The organism is Jiangella anatolica (genome assembly GCF_003236295.1).
GTDB classification, from domain to species: domain Bacteria; phylum Actinomycetota; class Actinomycetes; order Jiangellales; family Jiangellaceae; genus Jiangella; species Jiangella anatolica.
The window spans coordinates 1-457 of sequence record NZ_POTW01000214.1; the positions used below are offsets into that span (position 1 = coordinate 1).

Annotated in this window: 1 protein-coding gene; it reads right to left on the reverse strand. The window is 67.0% G+C overall.

From position 1 onward, the window contains the following. On the reverse strand, positions 1 to 457 hold a 457-nt coding region (locus C1I92_RS35925; protein ID WP_146605395.1), incomplete at both ends, for an SMP-30/gluconolactonase/LRE family protein.

Genomic DNA, 457 nt, shown 5'->3' on the forward strand with positions numbered 1-457 from the left:
CAGATACAGCGTGTCGAGCGCCTCGCCGCCAAATGCCGGGCACGTGGGCTGCGATGCCGGCACGGACATGCGCGCCAGCACGCGCCCATCAGGTGCGTACCGCGTCAGCCGGTTGCCGCCCCACTCTGCGTTCCACAGGCAGCCGTCTGCGTCGACAGTCGAGCCATCGGGCGAGCCTTTGTGGGCGCCATCGGCATCCTGGTCGCGCAGATCGGCGAAGACGCGAATATTGGCGACTTGGCCGGTCTGCCCGTCGTAATCGCACGCGTGGATGCGCCGGCTCCTCGTATCGCACCAATACAGGGTCGCACCGTCCGGGCTGAAGGCGATGCTGTTGGCAATGGCGATGTGCGGCAGCGCAACGCGTTGCAGCGTGCCCACGGGCGTGAACCGATAGAAGCTGCCGGTCGGTTCCGGGCCGCCTTCGTGCATGGTGCCGAAGACGTAGTTTCCGGAG